Annotated in this window: 17 protein-coding genes; 6 read left to right on the top strand and 11 right to left on the bottom strand. The window is 40.2% G+C overall.

What is annotated here, in order from left to right; genetic code table 11:
* Window positions 1-10: 10 nt before the first annotated feature.
* Both SNE25_RS16740 and SNE25_RS16735 read right to left on the bottom strand, forming a co-directional pair.
* The gene (locus tag SNE25_RS16740; protein WP_321560138.1) at window positions 11-1,246 is read right to left on the bottom strand and encodes a competence/damage-inducible protein A; all 1,236 of its coding nucleotides are present in this window, start codon (window positions 1,244-1,246) and stop codon (window positions 11-13) included.
* Between the two features lie 6 nt (window positions 1,247-1,252).
* Window positions 1,253-3,937, bottom strand: a complete 2,685-nt coding sequence (locus SNE25_RS16735) for a putative LPS assembly protein LptD (protein WP_321560137.1) — start codon at window positions 3,935-3,937, stop codon at window positions 1,253-1,255.
* Window positions 3,938-4,035: 98 nt separating this feature from the next.
* Between SNE25_RS16735 and SNE25_RS16730 the strand changes: the two genes are divergently transcribed.
* Window positions 4,036-4,971: an N-acetylmuramoyl-L-alanine amidase family protein gene (locus tag SNE25_RS16730; RefSeq protein ID WP_321560136.1), complete on the top strand. Its 936-nt coding sequence runs from the start codon at window positions 4,036-4,038 to the stop codon at window positions 4,969-4,971.
* A gap of 71 nt (window positions 4,972-5,042) precedes the next feature.
* Window positions 5,043-5,987, top strand: a complete 945-nt coding sequence (locus SNE25_RS16725) for an MlaD family protein (RefSeq protein ID WP_321560135.1) — start codon at window positions 5,043-5,045, stop codon at window positions 5,985-5,987.
* A gap of 128 nt (window positions 5,988-6,115) precedes the next feature.
* Here the strand turns inward: SNE25_RS16725 and SNE25_RS16720 are convergent, their stop codons facing one another.
* From SNE25_RS16720 to SNE25_RS16705, 4 genes are all read right to left on the bottom strand, one after another.
* Window positions 6,116-7,030: a ribonuclease Z gene (locus SNE25_RS16720; RefSeq protein WP_321560134.1), complete on the bottom strand. Its 915-nt coding sequence runs from the start codon at window positions 7,028-7,030 to the stop codon at window positions 6,116-6,118.
* 22 nt (window positions 7,031-7,052) lie between these two features.
* Window positions 7,053-7,430, bottom strand: a complete 378-nt coding sequence (locus SNE25_RS16715; protein WP_076378832.1) for an STAS domain-containing protein — start codon at window positions 7,428-7,430, stop codon at window positions 7,053-7,055.
* Window positions 7,431-7,483: 53 nt separating this feature from the next.
* Entirely contained in the window at window positions 7,484-8,428 is a 945-nt protein-coding gene (locus SNE25_RS16710) for a phosphoribosylaminoimidazolesuccinocarboxamide synthase (protein WP_321560133.1), read from the bottom strand.
* Between the two features lie 96 nt (window positions 8,429-8,524).
* A complete protein-coding gene (locus SNE25_RS16705; protein WP_321560132.1) occupies window positions 8,525-9,484 on the bottom strand; it encodes a PhoH family protein in 960 nt (319 codons plus the stop codon).
* Between the two features lie 101 nt (window positions 9,485-9,585).
* On the opposite strand from SNE25_RS16705, the gene SNE25_RS16700 reads away from it, so the two are divergent.
* From SNE25_RS16700 to SNE25_RS16685, 4 genes are all read left to right on the top strand, one after another.
* Window positions 9,586-10,362 carry an SAM hydrolase/SAM-dependent halogenase family protein gene (locus tag SNE25_RS16700; protein WP_321560131.1) on the top strand — a complete coding sequence of 259 codons (777 nt, stop codon included), beginning with the start codon at window positions 9,586-9,588 and terminating at the stop codon, window positions 10,360-10,362.
* 4 nt (window positions 10,363-10,366) lie between these two features.
* Complete coding sequence (locus tag SNE25_RS16695) at window positions 10,367-10,900, top strand: hypothetical protein (protein WP_321560130.1); 534 nt, start codon at window positions 10,367-10,369, stop codon at window positions 10,898-10,900.
* Between the two features lie 29 nt (window positions 10,901-10,929).
* Complete coding sequence (locus tag SNE25_RS16690; protein WP_321560129.1) at window positions 10,930-12,762, top strand: ABC transporter ATP-binding protein; 1,833 nt, start codon at window positions 10,930-10,932, stop codon at window positions 12,760-12,762.
* A gap of 108 nt (window positions 12,763-12,870) precedes the next feature.
* Window positions 12,871-14,271, top strand: coding sequence for an MBL fold metallo-hydrolase (locus SNE25_RS16685; protein WP_321560128.1), 1,401 nt, complete (start codon window positions 12,871-12,873; stop codon window positions 14,269-14,271).
* 228 nt (window positions 14,272-14,499) lie between these two features.
* On the opposite strand, the gene SNE25_RS16680 is transcribed toward SNE25_RS16685, so the two are convergent.
* The 5 genes from SNE25_RS16680 to pnp form a co-directional block, all read right to left on the bottom strand.
* The gene (locus SNE25_RS16680) at window positions 14,500-15,450 is read right to left on the bottom strand and encodes a D-2-hydroxyacid dehydrogenase (protein ID WP_321560127.1); all 951 of its coding nucleotides are present in this window, start codon (window positions 15,448-15,450) and stop codon (window positions 14,500-14,502) included.
* Between the two features lie 103 nt (window positions 15,451-15,553).
* Window positions 15,554-16,624 carry a 3-phosphoserine/phosphohydroxythreonine transaminase gene (gene serC, locus SNE25_RS16675; protein ID WP_321560126.1) on the bottom strand — a complete coding sequence of 357 codons (1,071 nt, stop codon included), beginning with the start codon at window positions 16,622-16,624 and terminating at the stop codon, window positions 15,554-15,556.
* 184 nt (window positions 16,625-16,808) lie between these two features.
* The gene (rpe, locus tag SNE25_RS16670; RefSeq protein ID WP_321560125.1) at window positions 16,809-17,477 is read right to left on the bottom strand and encodes a ribulose-phosphate 3-epimerase; all 669 of its coding nucleotides are present in this window, start codon (window positions 17,475-17,477) and stop codon (window positions 16,809-16,811) included.
* 265 nt (window positions 17,478-17,742) lie between these two features.
* Window positions 17,743-18,015 carry a hypothetical protein gene (locus SNE25_RS16665; protein WP_321560124.1) on the bottom strand — a complete coding sequence of 91 codons (273 nt, stop codon included), beginning with the start codon at window positions 18,013-18,015 and terminating at the stop codon, window positions 17,743-17,745.
* Between the two features lie 170 nt (window positions 18,016-18,185).
* The gene (gene pnp / locus SNE25_RS16660) at window positions 18,186-20,321 is read right to left on the bottom strand and encodes a polyribonucleotide nucleotidyltransferase (protein WP_321560123.1); all 2,136 of its coding nucleotides are present in this window, start codon (window positions 20,319-20,321) and stop codon (window positions 18,186-18,188) included.
* Between the last annotated feature and the right edge of the window lie 30 nt (window positions 20,322-20,351).

The raw sequence follows: 20,351 nt of genomic DNA, 5'->3' as shown, positions 1-20,351 counted from the left end.
TACTTTGCAATTATGTGAGCAAAGTATTTAACATTGACAGTGCACTTATGGCGCTCCGCTCAATATTTTGCCTGCGTTTATTACCAAATGTAAATTTCTTTATCAACATTTTTTGTGGACCGGCAACAGCAATCCACACAGTACCAACAGGTTTATCAGCACTACCGCCATCAGGCCCGGCTATACCCGTTACTGATATGGCAAAATCTGTTTTGAAATTCAATAGGGCCCCTTGTACCATTTCCTTCGCGGTTTCTTCACTAACAGCTCCAAATTTCTCAATTGTTTCTGATTTCACCCCCAAAACGCTTTGTTTTAATTCGTTTGCATAGGTAACCCCACCACCCCAAAATACCGCAGATGAGCCAGGATGTTGTGTAAACAGGTGCGACAGGTATCCCCCGGTACAGCTTTCGGCAACTGAAAGGGTTAGTTCCCTGGCCGTCATTTTATCGAGTATTGCCTTTTCGAGGGCAATGTCCTGGTCAGTTACAAACACGTTTCCAATGCGTTCAATTATTCTCGCAGCAAACTCATCAACTTTTGATTGTAAAGTCGCTTCGTCTTCACCAAATCCGCTCAAACGTAAACGTACCTGACCCAGTTTTGGCAAATAAGCCAGTTTTATATGGGCAGGAAGATCATTTTCAATATCGGCAATGCGCTCGGCCAGGAATGATTCACCCTCGCCTACAGTTAATATCGTCTTGTGAACAATAGCAGGAAGTTCCAATGTCGATTTTATTTTGGGCAGCACCTCTTCTTCCATCATATACATCATCTCAAAGGGCACTCCGGGCATCGACACGTAAATAACACCTTCATGGTTAAACCACATGCCGGGCGCAGTACCATTGTGGTTCAATATTACCTCACAATTTGCCGGAACGTATGCCTGGAGCCTGTTAACTTCAAGCAACGGGCGGTTATACCGCTCAAAAATACGTTGTACATTATCAAGCGCTTCCTTATTTTCAACAAGCCCTACGCTAAAATATTCAGCCAATGTTTTTTTGGTAATATCGTCTTTAGTTGGACCCAAACCACCGGTAATAAATATAATACCGGCCCGCCCGGCTGCCTCTTTCAATGCTTTTAAAATATGCTCCCTATCATCAGATATAGACGAGATCTGCTTAACACGCACTCCTATTTTATTTAGCTCGGTAGCCATCCAGGCCGAATTGGTATCAACAATTTGGCCAATAAGTATTTCATCACCTATGGTTATAATTTCTGCCAGCATTATTAATTAGTAAAAGGTTCCGTTGTTTGTATAATCGTTTCTCTTGCTCAGCTTAAGATCCTGCAAAATGGTTGACTTTACCTTCAAGGTAACGTTATATGATTTTAAATATCCAAAGGGAATCCACTGAACCGACAGGTCCCAGCAATGTAAATCGCGGTAAATAGAAAAAGACGTAGCGCTTCCCACTTTCATTACCTTGAGGTCAAAGTTGGTGGAGCCCTGTATTTTCCATTTGGCCGTAAGGTTAAAATCGCCGCTCACCTGTATGGTATTACTTGTCGAAATATTATTCAGCGAGTTGCTGTAACTATAGCTGTAATTAAAATTAATGTTCCAGGGCACATTAAAGTCTACATACGCATTGGGGTCGCTGTTTACCAAAGCCAACCTGTCGGCCTGCGTGGGAGTTATATTTTGCAATGTATTGTTAACCACGCCCGGGGTACCGCGGGCCGCGGCCTTGGTTGAATTGAAACTACCGCTCATAGATATACCAATATTGCTTAACTGCGGAAATTTACCATCCTGCCAGGTATACCTGTCTATGGGTACACTGTACCTTTTAATATTATTATTTTCAATAGAATCCCGCACCACGGTAACATACGGGTTAAAGCTACCCTGGAAACTAATATTTAGCTTTTGATTAAAAATAGCGGTGTGCCCCGAAAACGTAATTGGTGAAAGCTTCATGGAATCGGCAGCGAAGTTATAGAACGTTGAAAACGAAAGCCCCTGTAAAATAGTTATTTTCCTGTCGGTTCCGGATGTATCGGTGCTTTTGGCTTTTACCTTGGCCTCAATAGTATTATCTAAACTAAAATTCAAACCCGCTTGCTTTCCGGGAGAAGGGCCACCATAAACCGCCCCATCAAAAATGGAATATTTTTGGTAGGTATAAGGATATGGAATAGAGGCACTACTTACTGCTGTTTTATAATATCCGAAGCTTGGATCCGAAAAATCAGGACGGTAACCAAAACTGATGGAGGGAGTTGCTACGTGCCTGATGGCCTTTAAATTACCATGCTTAAAGTTTATTTGTCCGTATAACTTGGTTGATAAACCGGTACTTAAGCTGTACTCACCAGCACGTTTGAACCCGGGAATAGTATCTACTATCAGCTGATCACCATTACTTATACTCCCCCGTTCAAATCTTTTATTTATACTTTGAAAATACCAACGTTCGGTATAATTGACACTGCTGTTAAACTGGAAGTATTTAAGCACATTTAAACCTAAACTTACCGGTATCTGGTGCTGGAAACCATTTTGCAGACGTTTTGATAATGTTTCGCTTTTAAATAATTCAGCCTCTGGAATATTATTCACCTTATTTGTGGCGGTCATGTTATAACTAACCGTGATTTTCTGATACCATTTTTGTTCGCCAACCCGGTCTTTGGAATCGAACGGGTTTATTGACGACATACCAAATGCCACGGTTGGCAGCTCAATGGTAATGGTTTTTTGTGCTATATCCTGGCTATGTGACAAACCTACACTCATGTTAAAAGGCGTACCCGCCCAGGTTTTACTATATGAAATACTTGAACGCAAACTGCTTTGCGCTATAGTATTCGGGTTGTAATTTGAAAATGAGGGGCTGTTTCTGAAAAAGCCTTGTGTACCGGCATTTACTGATGCACTAAACGTAGAACCTGGGTTGGCATTGGCATCCTGTGAATGTGTCCAGTCGATGTGTATGTCTTTAACCGAGGGATCGCCCGGCAAACCGTAATTATGTGAACCGAAGCTAAGTGCAAGATTCCCGGTGTATTTATATCGCTTTAAATAACGCATTACGCTATTTAACTCATAAGATCCTTTGGAATAAACAGTAGCTGTGGTGGTAAGGTCAATATAATCATTGAAACCAAGGTAATAACCAAAGTTCGACAGCTTAAAACCCAGCTGCTGATCTTCACCAAAGGTAGGTAGTATTACCCCCGAAGTACGTGAATTAGGTTTTGGAAAAAAACCGAATGGTATAGCCAGCGGCAAGGGTATGCCCTCAATTTCCAAATATGCCGGGCCGGAAATAATTCTGTTTTTTTCACCAATGCCACGGGTTATCACAATACCAAAGTGCGTTTCAGGATACGGCAGATCGCAGGTACTGAATATCACATTACGGTAAGCCACTTCCGTTTCATTCAGTTTTTTTGCCTGTCCGCCAGATATGAAATTACCGTCCTGTTCAGATGCCGGGTTGTATAACTTACCTTTTTTTGTTTCATAGTTAAACAAAAGTGAATCGGACGATACCGGCTTTTCGCTCTTTTGCTTTGAAATAGGTCGGCCAATATAACGTTTGGTTCGCGGGTCAATACTTCCCCGGGCAAATATTACGTGGTTTTTCTGATCAACCTTAATATAATCGGCATCAAGCTCAAAATCCTCATAAGTTACACGTGCCCGCCCGTACAGGTATAAAATATCGTGATCAAAATCATTACGGGTAGAATCTTCGGCAACAGCCTTTACTTCCGATTGCAGGCTGCCATCTTTTTTAGTAGTATCATTTTGAACCTTCCCATTTTGGGATGTTGGAGTACGCCCATTTTTTTTACCTTTAAGCAGTTTCCTGTCTTTAACAGTATCAAGTTTTATAATCGTATCAATAACAGTTCTGCTATAATAGCCCTTATGTGTACCTTTGCTTTCGGCAATAAGTACATTCACCGTTAAAATAATTGCAAGTAGAAAAAAAAAGGTTATGAATTTCAAAATTGATTATGAATAGTATTTTTGCAGGTACAGTTTAACAGCGTTCAAAAATAATGAAAAATAGGGCATTGAAAAGATTGATTTATAGTTTATCGGTATTACTAATACTCCTTTCATTTTTTCCGGTTACATCTTATGGTTCCATAAAAAAAGATACTATCGTAAATAATTCAAAAAATGATACTGTAACTAACAATACAGGTTTTAAAATCAAAACTATTATTATTGATGCCGGTCACGGTGGCAAACCTTCCAGTACCGAAGGCCACTTTTCACATGGCGCATCAGGCGAATATTCTACTGAAAGGAATGTAACGCTTGCTATCGCGTTTAAATTGCAAAAAGCAATAGAAAAAGATCTGACAGGTGTAAAAGCCGTAATGACACGTACTACCGAAGATGATGTTTCGTTTGAAAGGCGGGCAGAAATAGCCAATCAAAACAAAGGAAATATTTTTGTATCCCTACACTGTAATTCCCTATCTAACAGATATATACGAGAAAGAGTTGGCACCAAACGCCATAAACCAGTGTATCGTACAGTTAGTGTACCTGATCGTTCCGGCAAGGGTGTGTTAGTACTTGTTTATGGGTTAAAGCGTACAAGGGAAGCAGAAAATGAAATAAAAGCCAATCAGGTTGAGGGTGATTCTGAAATGAGTGCCGGTTTGGATCCGGATGATCCCGTTACTATTATCTTAACTAATGAGTATAAAAGAAAATTCAGGCAACAAAGCATAAATCTTGCAAACCTTATTAACAATGAATTTGTTCAAACAGACGAAAGGCCGAGCGAAGGAATCAGGGAGCAAAGCATTTACGTACTGTGCCATAGCGCAATGCCATCTGTTTTAGTGGAAACTGGCTATATAAACAATCCGGATGATGAAAAGTACTTAAATTCGGAAGATGGGCAAAACGAAATCGTAGCTTCCATTGTTCGTGCTTTAACAACTTATAAAAAAAGCGTAGAGCAACTGTCACAATAATTAGTAATAACACGTATACTACACAAGCAATAAAAAGAACACAGGAAACACACACCCATAACCACTACTGAATGAAAATCTCAAACGAAACTAAAATAGGCGCACTTACGGCCATCGCTATAACTATACTCATATTGGGCTATAGCTTTCTGCGCGGAAATGATGTTTTTTCTGGTTCTAATAAATATTATGCTGTTTATAAAAGTGTGGAAGGCCTTGCCCTGGCAAAGCCTGTCCTGGTAAATGGGTTTCAAATTGGGCGCGTATCAAGTATGAAATTGCAACCTGACGGACGTACGGTTGTTGAATTTAAAATTGACCCTGATTATGTTATCCCCAATAATACACTTGCAAAACTATCAAGTACCGACCTTTTGGGCAGTAAAGCCATTGTTTTTGAGCTGGGCAACAGCAAGGTGCCTGCCGACGATAAAGATACCCTAAGGGCCGACATACAGGGCAGCCTGGCAGAAAGTTTGCAGCCGATACAAAAAAAGGCCGAAATGCTGATATCAAAAATGGATTCATCATTGGCTGCTATTAACAAAATATTGAATCCTACCTTTCAAAAAAATGTTGACCGCAGCTTTATGAGCATCGCCAACTCATTACAAACACTTGAAGGCACTACTAAAAAAATTGATAGGCTAGTAGGCTCTCAATCAGGCCATATCAATGGCATACTTACTAATGCAGAGGTTGTTTCAGGAAGTTTAAAAACCAGCACAGAACACTTAAACGGCATGACTGCCAATTTTGAAAAGGTAAGTAATGATATAGCGGCCGCCAATATTAAGCAAACATTAGACAACGCCAATAAAGCCATGGCCGACCTGCAGACCACTATAGCCAAAATTAATAATGGCCAGGGTTCATTAGGTTTATTGATGAACGATGATAAGATGTATAAAAATCTTACTGATGCATCAAACAACCTGAACAACTTGTTTATTGATCTAAAAGCTCATCCAAAACGTTATGTAAGCTTCTCCATTTTTGGAGGAAAGAAAGACTAACTGCTTATAGAGTCAAGAGATAAGAATCAAGATATAGGATAACAAAAAAGCAGGCGATGATCGTCTGCTTTTTTTTATTTCAATTGGGAGTAGTCTTATATCTTGATTCTTATATCCTGTTTCTTCCCTTACCCTATAATAAATGTTTTGCCTTCAATTGCCAGTTCGGTTGCAGGAAAAACACTGCGGGCCTCATCAAGCAGTTCATTTAAAGTTTTATACCTTGCCGAAAAATGACCAATAAGCAGTTTTTTTGCATTTGTCTTTAACGCTATCTGAGCGGCCTGCAACGCTGTAGTATGGTGGGTTTCATTAGCCCTGTCAAGCATATCGTTTAAAAATGTAGCCTCATGATAAAGCACTGTGACATTGCTTATCTGGTTAAAATACTGTTCGTTATATAAAGTATCCGAACAATAGGCATAAGCTTTGGGTATATCAGAATCAATGGTTAGGGTTTCGTTTTTGTATACTACCCCACTCGCCGATGTATAATCACTTCCCTTTTTCAGCGCGGTATAATATTCTACCGGGATGTTTAGCTCTTCCAATTTCTCTTTGATCAACTTACGCAGGCGCTTTTTCTGTTTAAAAATAAACCCGGTACAATCAATTCGGTGATCGAGCGGTATAGTTTCTACAACTATATCATTGTTATTTACAATTACCTCGGCTTTTTGAGCATCAGTAAATTTATATTCTAACGGAAACTGTAGTGTAGTTTCTGAATATTTTAACTGCAGGTCAATTATTTCTTTTAGCTGAGGCGGGCAGAAAAGGTACAGTGGCTTTTTCCGTCCGTTAAGATGCATTGATGATAATAAACCGACCAACCCCAGGTAATGATCGCCATGAAGATGGCTTATGAATATATAATCAATACGACTGGCTTTAATATCAAAACGCAGCATTTGCTGCTGGGTACCTTCGCCACAATCAATTAAATAAAGATGTTCGTTGATATTGAGCGCCTGCGATGTTGGGTTTCTGTTAAAAATAGGGGTTGCCGAACTGCTCCCAAGTATTGTTACCTCAAATTTCATATAGGGTAAACAATCATAAGACTTATCTTGCTTCTTTTTTCAGTTCTTTTTCAATCTCTTCCATAAAGATAAGGTCGATGCCTTCTTCGGCTGTAGGAACAATATTCAGTACATTATCCAATTGCGAAATAGTAACCAAACGTGCAACCGCGTCATTTAAACCTGCCAGGATAAATAACCCTGTAGCATTTTTACATAAACGATGGCCAACCAGTAAACTGCTTAAACCAGAGGAATCTGCAAATTTCACCTGTGAAAGATCAAGAATTATATTTCGCTGACCTTCAGTATTGATCAATATCAACTCAGATTTTAATTGCGGTGTTACCAATGAGTTCAATTTTGACTCATTAAGCTTCACTAAAATATATTTCTCGTGTTTATCGACGGTGAATTTCATTCCTATTAAAAATTAGAAAGCTAAGATATGATTATTTTACGTGTAATTAAAAATTACAAATTGGTTAATGCTTGTTTAATCCCAGATTCAACCCTGTTTAATACGCTTTCGTTATCTGACTTTACAAATGGTTCGCCAATAATTTGTTCATATAACTCAATATAGCGTTCCGATATGGAATTCACAATCTCTGACGTCATCACCGGTACTACCTGGCCATCTTTGCCCTGAAAACCATTCTCAATCAGCCATTTTCGCACAAACTCTTTTGAAAGCTGTTTCTGAGGCTCATCATTTTGCTGGCGTGCTTCATAACCTTCTTTGTAAAAATACCTTGAGGAATCTGGCGTATGTATTTCGTCAATCAAATAAATCTGATCGCCAACTTTCCCAAATTCATACTTTGTATCAACCAATATAAGTCCTTGTTTTGCAGCAATTTCCGTTCCACGTTTAAACAAGGCTTTGGTATAGGTTTCCAGTTGGGCATAATCATCAGCCGATACGATGTTTTGTTTTAATATTTCGGCTTTTGAAATATCCTCATCATGCCCTACTGACGCTTTGGTAGTAGGCGTAATAATAGGCTCTGGTAGTATGTCATTCTCCTTTAATCCTTCCGGTAAGCTTTCACCGCAAACCTGTCTTTTACCTGCACTATATTCGCGCCAGGCATGCCCAGCTAAATAACCACGAATTACCATTTCAACTTTAAAAGGTTCACAAATGCGGCCAATAGTAACACTTGGATCAGGCACTGATATTACCCAATTTGGAACGATATCGGCAGTGGCTTCTAAAAAACGTGCTGCTATCTGGTTCAACACCTGTCCCTTGTATGGGATAGGCTCTGGCAGCACCACGTCAAATGCCGAAATACGGTCGGTAACCACCATGGCCAGGTATTTATTATTTATAGTGTAAACATCACGAACCTTGCCTTTGTAAAAATTAGTTTGGCCCGGGAAGTTAAAATGTGTTTCTTTTATTGCGTTCATGTGAGAGTCAAGAATTCAGAGTCAAGAATCAAGAAAGGAATACCAATTTTTCCTGTTTCTTGATTCTTAACTCTTGTTTCTAATTTTCTATTGCTTTTATTGTATATCTCCGTAAGCTTCCAGTATTTTACGCACCAGTTTGTGCCTTACCACGTCTTCGCCGCTCAGGTATACTATTTCAATTCCCTTAATATCGGTTAATATGCGCAGGGCGGTATGCAGACCCGATTGTTGTTTTTTAGGCAAATCTATCTGTGTAACGTCGCCCGTAACAATAAACTTAGCCGAAGGGCCCATGCGGGTCAGGAACATCTTTAATTGCATATCGGTAGCATTCTGAGCCTCGTCCAATATCACAAAACAGTTATCAAGTGTACGGCCGCGCATAAATGCCAGCGGAGCTATTTCAATGGTACGGTTTTCCAGGTAAACTTTTAGCTTTTCTGCAGGGATCATATCATCAAGCGCATCATACAAAGGGCGCAGATAAGGATCTATCTTTTCTTTCAGGTCGCCAGGTAAAAAGCCGAGGTTCTCCCCTGCTTCCACGGCCGGCCGGGTTAATATTATCCTCTTAATTTCCTTGTTTTTGAGCGCCCGTACAGCCAAAGCTACAGCAGTATAGGTTTTACCTGTGCCCGCAGGCCCAATGGCAAAAAGTATATCGCTTTTACCAATTCCATCAACCATTTTGCGCTGGTTGGCAGTACGCGCTTTAACCATTATACCGTTTGGCCCAAAAACAATTACCTCGCCGCTGGCAAACTTATCATTTACCTGGTCTGCGGATGGAGCTGCACTTGCTTTTGACCCAAGTATACGTTCAAGGTCGGTAATATTCAGGTTTTCAAATTTCTCTACATGCTGAAGCAGGTGATCAAATTTCTCCTGAAAAGTATTCAGTTCGTGATCATCACCCAAAATTTTAACTTCGCTGCCACGTGCAACTATTTTAAGCTTAGGATATTGTTTCTTAATGATCTCAAAATGATCATTATTTGGCCCCCACAATACTGCCGGATTTACGTTTTCAATTGATAGCTTTAGCTCGTTCAATACTAATTTGATTTTTTAGTTACCGATTTTTATGAATTAAAAATTGAATATTTGTAGCTTCAAATGCTACTACAAGATTAGCAATAAATATTATAAAATTAATGGCAATAATAACATTAACTACTGATTTGGGCGATAAAGATATTTACCAGGCTGCACTTAAAGGTAGTATCTACAAATTGTTGCCTACAGTTAACATTGTTGATATTACCAACAGCGTTGCTGCCTTTAACGTGCAGCAGGCTGCCTTTATATTAAAAAACAGTTTTTATTACTTTCCCGAAGATACAGTACACCTTATTGGTATAGATACTGTGTATAATGACCATACCAAATACCTGGCCGTACGGTATAAAAAACACTATTTTGTAGGGGCCGATAATGGAATTTTTTCGTTGATGTTTGATGCCGAACCTGAGGAAATTGTAGAGATCAATATTATGCAGGATCTTAAATTCTTGCATTTCCCGCTGGCCGATATTTTTGTAAAAGCTGCCTGCCATTTGGCACAGGGCGGTAAACTAACCGAAATAGGTATCCCGGTTCATGACATCGAAAACAAAATGAATTTACAGCCTGTTATTGAAAAAAACCTGATAAAAGGTGTGGTTATTTATATTGATTCGTTTCAGAACGTAATAACCAATATCACCAAGGAATTTTTTAACAGTGTGCAGCAAGGCCGGCGGTTTGTTTTAAACTTTAAACGAAATGAAACCATTAATCATTTAAGCTGGCACTATAATGAAGTTCCTGTCGGCGAAAAACTGTGCCTTTTTGGTATAAGTGACCACCTGGAAATTGCCATAAATAAAGGCAACGCAAGCGGCTTGTTAGGTTTAAACCTTAATGATAAGGTCATCATCGAGTTTCAATAACATTATGAAAAAATTCTTATTGCTTAGCTTACTTTGTTTCCTGTTTATTGATGTACTACATGCCCAGACAAATGAACAGGTTAGCGCCGATTCAATAGCTTATCAACTGCAGCGGAAGAAAATAAACAGCATGCTTGATATGCGGAAACTCCGCTTTGGGCAGTACAGTCAAAGCCTTAATGAGCACACAGGTATATTTGGTCTGCAAACCAAGGGCGATATACGCCGATCGAACGATATATTGATGGATATTGTTAAAACCGACGATAAAATTTACAAAGAGCTCAAAATATTATTAGAATACAAGGCTTTTCAGCAAAGGCAGATACAAAATCATTCTAAAGAAGCCGAAAGCATGAACCTGGGTTATATGAGCACTATCAACAAGCTTCGGCAGCAAAACCAGCAGTTAAAAGCAAACGCTCAAAAGGCTCTTGAACAAAAACAAAGCTCCCAACGCATTTATATAATAGTAATTGTTCTCATGCTTGCGTCAATTTTATTTCTTTTAAACAAAAAAAGTAAAGTTAAGGTGTAATTTTGCGCCCATAACTATAAAACCCATAAATGGCAAGAGGACGACTGAATAGTGGCGCTAAAGCTGAAACTGAATTACCCAAGGCTAAAATAAACAGGCAAAGCATACAAAATATACGTAAACTGCTCACCTACATTAAACCTTACAGGGGCAAATTTATAGCCGGACTTATTTTTTTATTCATATCAAGCCTTGTAGGGCTGGCCTTCCCTAAGATATTAGGTGCCTTAATAGATGCCGCACAGGGTAAATATCAAAACAATTACTTGCCACACAGCCTCAATGGCATAGCGGTCGCGGGCTTTTTACTATTGTTTGGACAGGCATTTGTATCGTTTTTCAGAGTGGTTTGGTTTGTACAGGTAGCTGAGAAATCACTGGCCGATATCAGGCGCGATACTTATTTTAAACTGATAACATTGCCTATGAACTTCTTCGCCAACCGCCGTGTTGGTGAATTAAACAGCCGCATCTCCGCCGATCTTTCACAGATACAGGATACACTTACTACCACCTTTGCCGAAATCATCAGGCAGCTGGTAATTATGGTAGGTAGTGTTATTTTGCTGGCTGTAGTATCTATTAAACTAACCCTTGCTTTGCTGGCAATACTGCCTTTTCTGGTAGGATTTGCTGTGTTTTTTGGAAGATATATCCGTAAACTATCACGCCAGGCTCAGGATAAACTGGCCGAATCAAATACCATTGTTGAAGAAACGCTGCAGGGTATTGCCAATGTTAAGGCCTTTGTTAATGAGGCTTATGAGGCAACCCGTTATGATAGAATTTTAAGAGCGGTAGTAAACATAGCCGTAAAAGGAGCCAAATTCCGGGGAATATTCGCATCGTTCATTGTATTTTGCCTGTTTGGAACCTTTGTGGGGGTGATATGGTATGGTTCGGTATTGGTAAGCAATCACGAAATACTGGTGGGTGACTTGACCACCTTTATCATGTATTCCATATTTGTAGGTGCTGCTATGGGCACTTTCCCTGATCTATATGCCAATTTACAAAAGGCTGTTGGTGCAAGTGAGCGGGTACTGGAAATACTAGCCGAAAATGGCGAAGATATACACATGGTTGAAAACAATAACAAGGTTGACCAGCAAATCAAAGGCGATATCGCTTTTGATAATGTAGTTTTTGCCTACCCGTCCCGCTCAGAACTTACGGTTTTAAAAGGTATTTCGTTCGATGCTGCCGCCGGGCAGCGGGTTGCCATTGTAGGCCCCAGCGGTTCTGGTAAGTCAACCATGGCTTCATTGATATTACAGTTTTATCACCCGCAAAACGGTGGCATTTTATTTGATGGCCGCCCCGCATCTGATTTTTCGATCACTGATATCCGTAACCAGGTGGCCATTGTACCACAGGATGTGATGCTGTTTGGCGGATCGATATTGGAAAACATTGCTTACGGTCGACTTAGTGCATCTAAAGAAGATATTATACAGGCCGCTAAACGGGCAAACGCGCACCAATTCATTAGCTCCTTTCCTGAAGGATATGAAACTATTGTTGGTGAGCGTGGCGTAAAACTATCGGGCGGCCAACGCCAGCGCATTGCTATAGCCAGGGCTCTATTAAAAAACCCATCTATATTAATACTGGATGAAGCGACATCTTCATTAGATTCTGAATCGGAAAGACTGGTTCAGGAAGCTTTGGAAGAACTGATGAAAGACCGTACATCCATCATCATAGCACACCGTCTTTCTACCATTAGAGAGGCCGATAAGATCATTGTACTTGAAAAAGGTGAGATCATTGAATGCGGCAGTCACCTGGAACTTATCAGCAACGAGCAAGGACTTTACCGTTACTTGAACCAGTTGCAGTTTGACGCTCAAAATAGCTAAGACCGCATTTTACAAGTAATAAAATAGCCTGCTTAACTTTAAACAATTGCATTAATTAATATAACTTTTAAAAACGTATAACGTAACACGTATAACGTTTAACGAAAAATGAAATTAACCATACATGGGGCGGCCCGTCAGGTAACAGGCAGCATGCATTTGCTGGAAGTTGACCGATATAAGATTTTAATAGATTGTGGATTGGATTATGAGAAGGACCGCAGCATACAGTCAAACGAAAATTTCCCTTTTAGACCTGAGGAAATAGACGTTGTGATACTTACGCACGCGCATATTGATCACTCGGGCAATTTACCAACGTTGATCAGGCTTGGCTTTAACGGCCAGATCCTGTGTACTCCCCCTACTGCCGACCTTACAGAACTATTATTGCTTGATTCTGTAAGTATTTTCATGAACAAGGCAAATAAAGGTAACAGGAAACGCAGTAAAGGCAAATTCAATTCAGGAGGTGGCCCACAGCCGCTTTATCTGCAAAAACACGTAATGGATACCGTTGACCGATTTGTCACTATCGGTTTTAACAGGCCTTTTCGCATCAACGGTAATATTGAACTCACTTTTATTCCGGTTGGGCACTTATTGGGCGCCGCCGCCGCTGTACTTAAAATAACCGAGAACGGCGAGGAAAAATCGATTGCCTTTACAGGTGATATTGGCCGTAAAAACTATCCGGTTTTAAATGATCCGCAGGCTTTGCCTCCGGTTGATTACCTGGTTACAGAATCCACTTATGGTGGCCGCTATCACACCAAAAACAAATCAGTTGAACAAACACTCATTGAGGTTATTGATAAGGCCTGTATCAAAGAACAGGGCCGCTTAATTATCCCGGCATTTAGTATCGGGCGTACACAGTCATTGGTTTATTCTTTAAATAAAATATTCAGTGAAGGTTTATTGCCACAGGTAAAAGTTTTTGTCGACAGCCCAATGGCTACTATGGCTACCGGTATCTTCAGAAAATACCACAGCCACGTAAACCAGGAAGCACAGGATTTTTACAGGGATAAAGGTGACGAATTTGAATTCGATAACCTCACTTACGTTGAGAATTTAAAGGACAGCCGGCAGATATCCAACTATTATGAACCCTGTATCATCATTTCTTCGGCAGGAATGTTGGAAGGCGGTCGTATACAGGATCACCTATTCTATAATATCCAGAATTATTATTGCACTATCCTTTTTATAGGCTATTGTGCCAAAGGTACATTAGGTCACCGTTTATTGCGCGGCGATTCGATAGTGCATATTAAGGATCGGGAATTGGCCGTATATGCCACGATTAAACAAACTGATGTACTAAGTGCCCACGGCGATCATAACGACCTGATGGAAAATGTTAAGCAACAAGATAAAGCAAAGCTAAAAAACGTGTTCCTGGTGCATGGCGAGGAGGCATCAATGCAGTTACTTGCCGGTGACCTGGAGCAGAATGGTTACACGGTTACTATACCGGAGCAAGATATGGCTTATACACTTTAAGATTGGGAGATACATGTGATGCGTCTCCTACACCCCCATCGCACCGAATTGTCATCCTGAACGCCAGCGAAGGATCTATTAGCCGATTATGCATATTGTAGAATAGATGCTTCACTATCGTTCAGCATGACAAAGGATTTATTTTCAGTATCAAACAAAATGGCACGAAATCATTATAGATCCGTGCCACTCGTGTAATTCGCACAAATTAGTGAAATTCGTGTTTGCTTATTTCTTAAAATGACCAATGATCAAATTAGCAAGCTCTACGCCTATTCTTTCCTGTGCCTCATTTGTGGCAGCGCCAATATGAGGGGTTAAGGAAATTTTAGGGTGTTTCAATATTTCTTCGCGTGGGGTAGGCTCATTGTCAAACACGTCAAGAGCCGCAAATGAAACCTGACCGCTGTTTAATGCATCAATTAAAGCCAGCTCATCAATTAAGCCGCCACGTGATATGTTAACCAGGCCTACACCTTTTTTGGTTTGGGCCAATTCTTCGGCACCTAAAAGGGCTTTATCAATAAATGGCGTATGTAGGGTAATAAAATCAGATTGTTTGATCACTTCCTCAAGTGTAGCTTTTTTAACGGCTACCTTTACCGTAGTGCCACCACCTAATACAATATCAAGCTCGGGGTTAAAGTCAAAAAGATCATATGCTAAAACATCCATACCAACACCAATGGCTATTTTAGCTACTTCACGACCAATACGGCCAAAACCAACAACGCCTAAAGTTTTACCGCGCAGCTCAATACCTTTTGCATATGCCTTTTTCAGGTCGTTGAATTTAGTTGAACCTTCAACCGGCATTTTGCGGTTGCTGTCGTGTAAAAAACGAACACCGCCAAATAAGTTGGCAAATACCAGTTCGGCTACTGATAATGATGAAGAAGCCGGGGTATTGTAAACACCAATACCTTTTTCTTTAGCATAATCAACATCAATATTATCAACACCAACGCCACCGCGACCAATCAGTTTAAGATTTGGGGTAGCGTCAATTAATGCTTTACGCACTTTAGTGGCGCTGCGTACAGTGATGGCATCGTAATTCTTTAATTTTTCAGGAAGTTCATCCTGTGGAATATTATTGGTATCAACAAAAAATCCGGCATCTTCTAAAAGCTGCTTTCCTATTGGGTCTATACCATCGTTAGCTAATATCTTAATCATCTTATTTCGTTCAATAGTTCATTTGCTCATTAGTTCATTGGTGCCCTTTACCCATTAAAATACTAATGAACAAATGAACCAGTGAACTAATGAACTATTCCAATTATTTATTCTTTTCTGCAAATTCCTGCATTACGTCAATCAGCACATAAACGCTGGTTATTGGCAATGCGTTGTATATTGACGCTCTGAAACCGCCAACACTTCTGTGACCTTTTACACCTACTATTCCTCTTTCATCGCACAATTTAAGGAATGCTTTTTCGTGCTCAGGGTTTTCCATTACAAAACAAACATTCATGTGTGAGCGGTCTTCAGGAGCACAAACACCTTTAAAGAATGGGTTACGCTCAATTTCCTCATACAATACCCTTGCCTTGGTGATATTTTCCTGCTCAATTGCTTCAACGCCACCTTTTGCTTTTAACCAGCGAAGAGTAAGCATAGATACGTAGATTGCAAAACATGGAGGTGTATTGTACATAGAACCACCTTCAATTTGAGTTTGGTAATTAAACATCGAAGGGATCTTACGATCAACTTTGCCTAAAATATCATCTTTAACTATTACCAGGGTTACACCGGCAGGGCCCATATTTTTTTGGGCACCAGCGTAAATTAAACCAAAATCGGCTACGTTAACTTTGCGGCTGAATATATCTGATGACATATCGCAAACTACCGGTATTGGCGACGATGTTGGCAATTCCTGTAACTGCGTACCATAAATGGTATTGTTTGATGTAATGTGGAAGTATGCAGCATCGGCAGGTATAGTATAATCCTTAGGAATGTAGGTAAAGTTGCTTTCTTTTGAGGTAGCCACAATTTCAACCTCTCCAAAATATTTGGCTTCTTTTAAAGCTTTATTTGCCCAAACACCTGTTTCCAAATATGCGGCTTTACCTGTTGAAGGTAACAGGTTGTAAGGAGCCATAGCAAACTGAGTGCTTGCACCACCTTGTAAAAACAATACCGAATAACCTTCAGGAACATTAAATAACTCCTTCACTAATTTAACAGCCTCATCCAAAACTGCTTCAAATTCTTTTGAACGGTGCGAGATTTCCAATAATGACAATCCTGTACCATTAAAATCAATTACCGCCTCAGAAGCTTGTTTTAAAACTTCGTGAGGTAAAATGCCCGGTCCGGCACCAAAATTATGTTTCATATAGTTAACAAATTGTAGGTTCTGAATACACGATTAGGAACTTCGTATTTAGTTGGGCCGAAGTTAATTAATTTGACAAAATATATAGAGTTTATTTGCATTTTTTGAAAAAATATACAATTAATCAACAAAAGGCCCTTTGATTGCAAATTTGTAATTATTCCTATTGGGTTAATAGAATTTATTACGATTGTAATAACTTTTCGGGGTATTTGAGGTTGGAAATAGCGGCCGGCGGATTGGCCGACGAGAACACCGAACTGCCTGCAACGAGCACATTTGCACCGGCACCGAGTAATTTTTTAACATTATATTCATCAACACCGCCGTCAACTTCAATATATAAGTTGGGGTTTTTCTCCCGGCTCAGTTCCTTCAGGTCTCGTAGTTTCTTGTAGGTATTGTCAATAAACTTTTGCCCGCCAAAACCCGGATTTACCGACATGATCAAAACCAGGTCAAGATCGGCAATAATGTCCTGAAGCAGCGTAACAGGGGTATGGGGATTAAGGGCCACTCCTGCCCTACAGCCAAGCTCTTTAATGGCCTGTATGGTACGGTGCAAATGCGGACAAGCTTCGTAATGCACGGTAATACCATCAGCTCCAGCGTCTCTAAATGCTTTCAGGTAACGGTCGGGCTCAACTATCATCAGGTGCACATCAAGTGGCTTGGTGGCATGTTTTTTAGTTGCAGTGACAACCGGGAAACCAAAGGATATATTGGGTACAAACATGCCATCCATAATATCAACGTGTACCCAATCGGCATCGCTCACATTGAGCATTTCCAGATCACGTTGCAGGTTGGCAAAATCGGCAGCTAAAATTGATGGTGCTATCAGATGGTTCATATGCAAATATATAAAACCTGCCCACCCTATAATAGCAATTAATTGTAAAGTTTTAAGATAGTGACTTGGTGTTGACTATCATTCTCCTCTATCATCAGATACGTTTCGACAGAAAGCAGAAAGAACACAGTTGATTAGTGAGCCGGCAATTGCATTAGTAAACTTGGCTGAAGTAGTGGCAATGAGTGTGCGTAAAGAAGCAACGTAAATAGTCCGGTCCTTCCTTCAATAAAGCCTGTAGATCAATCGATTGTATTTCAGGAGCCTAATCGCAGTTAAGCAGCAGATCGTAATACTTTCTCATGAGTATGGTATCATAATTTACCAAGGAGCTGTAGGCCTCAGATACCAGCTCGTTCAAAATAGATGAGCCAAGCTGCCCTCCTCCATTGGGAATAGAGTCGTAATATATGATCAAATCTTTAACCCTTATTATCTCATACAATAACAACTGAACCAAATCGGTTTGTGCCCCCGACTGGATCCCATGCGGATTGCTGTTGAGAAAATCTAAAGGATCATTAGTAGAAGGAGTCATGTTTTTTTCAAGCAGGATCGGATTTTATAGTTTTTCCAACTAATCTGTTAACTGTATTAAAGTTTAAACAAGGGGCTTTTGTTTTATTTTTTTTCAAAAAAAACCTGCATAAAACAAGTTAAATAGCAAAACCCTCTTTACGAGGGTTTTGCAAATAAAATTTAATAAGATTAGTTTTCAGCTTTTGGCGACTCGGGCCTTGGCAATAATGCTTTCCTGGAAAGTTTTAATTTTCCTTGTTTATCAACGTCAAGCAATTTAACCCTTACCTCATCTCCTACTTCAAATATACCGTCCATTTTTTCGATACGGCGATGGTCAATTTCAGATATGTGCAGTAAACCATCTTTACCAGGCATAATTTCAACAAATGCACCAAATGGCATAATCGATTTCACTTTACCTTCGTATATCTCGCCAACCTCAGGTTTTGAAGCGATGGCGCGGATACGTGATAAGGCCTGGTCGATAGATGCTTTATTATCGGCAAATATCTGAACAATACCCTGGTTGTCTTTTTCTTCGATAGAGATGGTTGCACCTGTTTCGCGCTGCATTTCCTGGATGATTTTACCACCGGGCCCGATAACTGCACCAATAAATTCTTTATCAATTTTAATGGTAACGATGCGCGGAGCATGCGGTTTGTAATCTTCACGTGGCTGGGTAATGGTTTTAGCCATTTCGCCAAGGATATGTAAACGACCGTCTTTAGCCTGGTTCAAAGCATTGGTTAACACTTCGTATGAAAGGCCATTGATCTTCAAATCCATCTGAACAGCAACAATACCGTTTTCGGTACCGGTTACTTTAAAGTCCATATCACCCAGGTGATCTTCGTCGCCAAGGATGTCAGAAAGGATAGCATATTTGGTACCCATTTCATTTGTGATCAATCCCATCGCGATACCTGATACCGGCGATTTGATTTTAACACCTGCATCCATCAGCGCTAATGTACCGGCGCAAACCGTTGCCATTGACGACGAACCGTTTGATTCCAATATATCAGATACTACACGTATAGTGTATGGGTTTTCTTCCTCTGATGGCAACACTTGTTTTAATGAACGCATAGCCAGGTTACCGTGACCAATTTCGCGGCGGCCAGCACCCCTGTTAGGACGAACCTCGCCGGTTGAGAAACCAGGGAAATTGTAATGCAACAGGAATTTTTGATAACCGTTGATGAACGCGCCATCAATCATTTGCTCATCGTCTTTAGCACCCAGGGTAACTGTAGTTAATGATTGCGTTTCGCCACGGGTAAATACAGCCGAACCGTGAGCAGATGGTAAATAACCAACTTCGCTCCATATTGGGCGTATTTGAGTAGTGGTACGGCCATCTAAACGTTTACCTTCTTCTAATACCAGGTTACGGATAGCATCATACTCTACATCATGGTAATATTTTTTAGCCAGGAATTTAGTAACATCATCAATCTCACCTAAGGTTTCGATATAGGCGTCACGTACTTCTTTAAATTTAGTAGAACGCTCGTCTTTTGCAGATGCAGAAGAAGCGATAGCGTAAACCTGGTCATAAGTAGCCGCATAAATAGCTTTTTTCAGGTCCTCGTTATGATTTTCGTGGCTGTAAACACGTTTTTCGGTTTTACCGGCCTCAATGGTTAATTCTTTTTGAATTAAGCACTGTACTTTAATAGCAGTGTGTGCAAATTTAATGGCTTCAACCAATTCAGCTTCCTGAATTTCCTTTGATTCACCTTCAACCATGTTAATATCATGCTCGCTGCCTGCAACAATAAATTCTAAAGTTGCTCTCTCAAGCTGGCTTAAGGTTGGGTTAATTACTAACTGGCCATCAATTTTAGCTACACGAACTTCAGATATAGGGCCATTAAAAGGAATATCTGAAACAGCTAAAGCTGCTGATGCTGCCAAACCTGCAAGCGCATCAGGCATAATGTCTTTATCGGCAGATATTAAAGAGATCATCACTTGGGTATCAGCATGATAATCTTCCGGGAACAATGGACGTAAAGCACGGTCGACCAAACGGGAGATTAAAACCTCATAGTCTGATAAACGTGCCTCGCGGCGTAAAAAACCACCCGGGATACGACCGGTGGCTGCGTATTTTTCCTGGTAATCAACAGAAAGGGGTAAAAAATCAACTCCCTCTTTCGCTTCGGGCGATGAAACAACAGTAGCCAATAACATGGTATCACCCATTTTAACTACAACAGCGCCATCGGCTTGTTTGGCCAGCTTACCGGTTTCGATCTCAATGGTGCGGCCGTCACCTAAATCAATAACCTTTTTAATTACGTTTAAACTCATCTTTTTTCGTTTGTGATGCACTTTTCATCT

It is taken from the genome of Mucilaginibacter sabulilitoris, assembly GCF_034262375.1.
GTDB classification, from domain to species: Bacteria; Bacteroidota; Bacteroidia; order Sphingobacteriales; family Sphingobacteriaceae; genus Mucilaginibacter; species Mucilaginibacter sabulilitoris.
This window is presented reverse-complemented; position numbering and strand designations above follow the sequence as displayed.